The sequence below is a fragment of the Actinoplanes sp. NPDC051633 genome (genome assembly GCF_040681735.1).
GTDB lineage: Bacteria > Actinomycetota > Actinomycetes > Mycobacteriales > Micromonosporaceae > Actinoplanes.
This window is the reverse complement of sequence record NZ_JBFAZH010000883.1, coordinates 1-3,321: the sequence shown is the minus strand read 5'-3', so window position 1 is coordinate 3,321 and position 3,321 is coordinate 1. Positions and strand designations below refer to the sequence as shown.

The 3,321-nt window shown below is 73.2% G+C and carries 3 protein-coding genes; 2 read left to right on the top strand and 1 reads right to left on the bottom strand.

Annotated elements, in window-relative coordinates; genetic code table 11:
* Positions 1 to 240 precede the first annotated feature (240 nt).
* On the bottom strand, positions 241 to 1,083 hold the full coding sequence (locus tag AB0M20_RS33855) for a hypothetical protein (protein ID WP_364304414.1): 843 nt from the start codon (positions 1,081 to 1,083) through the stop codon (positions 241 to 243).
* An 84-nt stretch (positions 1,084 to 1,167) separates the two neighbouring features.
* Here AB0M20_RS33855 and AB0M20_RS33850 point away from each other — a divergent pair, with 84 nt between their 5' ends.
* On the top strand, positions 1,168 to 2,199 hold the full coding sequence (locus AB0M20_RS33850; protein ID WP_364304413.1) for a hypothetical protein: 1,032 nt from the start codon (positions 1,168 to 1,170) through the stop codon (positions 2,197 to 2,199).
* Positions 2,200 to 2,276: 77 nt separating this feature from the next.
* A partial coding sequence (locus AB0M20_RS33845) for a GAF domain-containing protein (RefSeq protein ID WP_364304412.1) occupies positions 2,277 to 3,321 on the top strand: 1,045 nt, incomplete at its 3' end.

The window sequence follows — 3,321 nt, the reverse complement described above, 5'->3', positions numbered from 1 at the left end:
AAACGACAGTTACTTCAAATTTATATTCTTAAAAGAAAGCGCCGGCCGGGTGGCGGGCGTCGGGGGAGTCGGCGCTGCCGCGGCGGGCGGGCCGACGAATGCCACCAAGGCGCACAGAAGGGCCAGCACCAACCCCGCAGACGGTGATCGACGGTGTGCCCAGCTCAAGATCGTCAGCTCCCCTGTGGACGATGCTGACGTCAATGATGGACCAGATCGCCGGTCCCGTGGGGGCGGCGGTCAGCCGGCGTGCATGCCGTAGCAGCGACTCAGCCAGCCGGGATCGCCGATCACGCCGACGACCACCGCTCCCGGGTGGACGGTGCTCCCGTGCCGGCCGACCCGCCGGAGAGCGACCGCCTCCACATCGACCGGTCCCGGCTCGTCGTGGACCCACTCGCCGCCGAGCCCGCGTCGCAGGACCTCACCGACATACCAGGCCGCGTTCTCGTACAGGTCCCGATGCTCCGCGGACCGCAGCTGCTCCTTGGTCGGCGCGGCCGACCGCACCATGTCCTCCACGGCGGGCAGCGACGCCGCGGTGAAGTCGAACGGGGCGCCGCCGGGGAAGGCGGCCGCCCGCGTGGCCAGCCACGCCGGCAACGCGGCCGGGTCGAGATCCTCGGCCTCGTCCAGCTCGGTCGGCTCCTTGGCCGGCGTCCAGCCGGGCTCCTCCGCGGCCCGTTGCCGGGCGGCCGCCGCCCACGCCGCATGCACGGCCTCGAACTGTTCGCCGCCCGCGACCGCCGCGGTGATCAGATCCAGCAGGTTCACCGTCGCCAGACCCAGCGCGGGGTCGGGCACGGCGAGCGGCTCGTTCCCGTTCGCCTGCCAGCCCCAGCCTCCGCCGGCGACCCGCAGCAGCGTCTCGCCGACATAGGCCGCGACCGCCAGCGTCAGCGGCAGCTCGCCGGGGTCGCCGACCAGTTCGGGTCCGTCGAATCGCTCACCGACCAGCTCCTGCAGCGCCCGCAAGGACGCGGGGCTGAAGTCGAGCGGTGTGCCCTCCGGCATCTGCTCGCGCAGATAGAGGTAGCGGTCCCAGAGTTCGTCACGCCAGCCGTCCAGCTCATCGTCATCCACGACCGCACCCCCATCAATGAGCTGAGCCTGCCGGAGTCGATTCTCTCTCGTCGCCATCCTGCACGTCGGCCTAGTCTCGGTCGCATGTCCCTGGCTCGACCGTCCGTCACCCCGCTGCGGCACAATCCGCTGAACGCCGTCACCGCCTCGGTGGACCGGATCACCTATCCCGGCGGCGCGACGCGCATCCGCAAGCAGCTGCGGGCGCCCGGCGGCACGGGCGGTACGTGGGCGGGATCGGCGCATCCGTGGCACTGGAACTATTGGCGCCGGGAGGCCGAGGCCTACCGCGACGACGAACTGCGGCAGCAGTTGCGCGCCGCCGGCCTCGGCCTGCCGGACGGGGAGGTCGAGGACGCCGCGGACGGTGCCGTCCTGTGGCTGGAGGACGTGCCCGGCCGGCCCGGGCCGGAGTTCGGGCTCGATGACCACGCGGCGCTCGCCCGCGCCTGCGGTCGCTGGCAGGCCGCGCCGCCCGACGACCGGCCGTGGTCGTCGAGGGACTTCCTGCGCGCCTATTCGACCAGCCGGCCGGAGCGGTGGGAGTTGCTCGACGACGATGCCGCGTGGCAGCGCCCGCTGGTCCGGGAGCTGTGGCCCGCCGGGCTGCGACCGGCCTGGGCGCATCTGGTCGCCCACCGCGAGGACCTGCTCCGGCTGGTCGAGCAGGCGCCGCGCTGCCGGTGCCATCTCGACTTGTGGGTGAGCAACGAGATCCGCCGCCCGGACGGCTCGTTCGCCCTGCTGGACTGGGCCTTCACCGGCGACGGCGCGGTCGGGGAGGACATCGGCAACCACATCCCGGATGCGGTGTTCGACCTGTTCTGGCCCGCCGAGCGGCTGCCCGAGCTGGCCGAGGCGTGCATCGGCGCGTACCTCGACGGGCTGTCCGAGGGCGGCCGGCGCGGCGACGCCGACCGGGTGCGCACCACCGTCCTGGCCTGCGGGGTGAAGTACGCGTGGCTGCTGCCGTTGCTGCTGGAACGCGCCGGCGACGACGTGCACCGCGCCTACCACGAGCAGGTCGACGGTCGACGCTTGTTCCAGCAGCGCGGGCTGGCCCTCGCCTTCGTGGCCGCCGGCTGCGCCGAGGCCTTGCGCCGCTCCGGACACTGACCCGCACGGCGCCGCATGACGGTCACCGTGTCGTTCCTCGAGAGGTGGCGGACGCGGACCGCCCGTATCATCCGGCTATGCAGACCCCAGCGGTCCGCGAGGGCCGGGCCGTTGGTGCGCCCGCAGACGCGGATGAGGACGTACGGGCGTTGTTCGGGCAGTCCACCGTCGCCTTCGCGGCGCTCTCGGGCGCGGCGCACGTGGTGGAGGCGGCGAATCCGGCGTTCTTCGCCACCCTCGGCCACGACGAGGCTCGCACCGGGGTCGTCCTCGCCGAGCTGGTGCCGGACGGAGCCGGCCGGGACGTCGTCGCCGTGTCGGATCGGGTCTACCGCACGGGTGAGGCCCACATCGTCCGTGACGTGCGGCTCGTGCTCGGGTCCGGCCCGCAGGCGCGAGAGGCGTTCTTCGACTTCACCTACGAGCCGCGACGAGACGCCGCCGGCGAGGTGATCGGGGTGCGTGTCCTCGGCGTCGAGACGACCCCGGTCAAGCAGGCCCAGCGGCTGATGACCGAACACCGTGCCCTGCTGGAGCAGATCGCCCGGCAGGCGCCGCTGACCGAGGTGCTCGACGGCATGGCCCGCTGCATCGAGGACGTCGCACCGCAGGAGGTGCTCGTCTCGGTGCTGCTGGCCGATCCCGACGGCCGGCACCTGCGCCACGGCGCCGCGCCGAGCCTGCCCGACTTCTACAACCAGGCCATCGACGGGATCGCCACCGGTGAGGGCGTCGGCTCCTGCGGCACCGCGGCCCACCGGCGGCAACCGGTCATCGTCACCGACATCACCACCGACCCCTTCTGGGACGACTTCCGGCAGCTCGCCGACCGGGCCGGACTGGCCGCCTGCTGGTCCACGCCGATCCTGGCCCGCGACGGCAGCCTGCTGGGCACCTTCGCGATGTATCACCGCACCCCGCGCGTCCCGCAGGACTCCGACCTCGCCCTTGCCCGGGTCTTCGCCGGCACCGCGGCCCTGGCCATCGAGCGTCACCACATCGAGCAGGCGAAGGCGGCCGCCGAGGCACGCGCCAGGACGGCTCACGACGCCCTCGCCAAGGCGGTGAGCGCCGAGCGGGAGCTGCGGGCCGAGGCCGAGCAGCGCGCCGCGGCCGCCGCGG

What these genes read in the sequence shown, in the direction of transcription:
- AB0M20_RS33850 (WP_364304413.1), top strand. Translation starts at nt 1,168, where the DNA reads ATGTCCCTGGCTCGACCGTCCGTCACCCCGCTGCGGCACAATCCGCTG.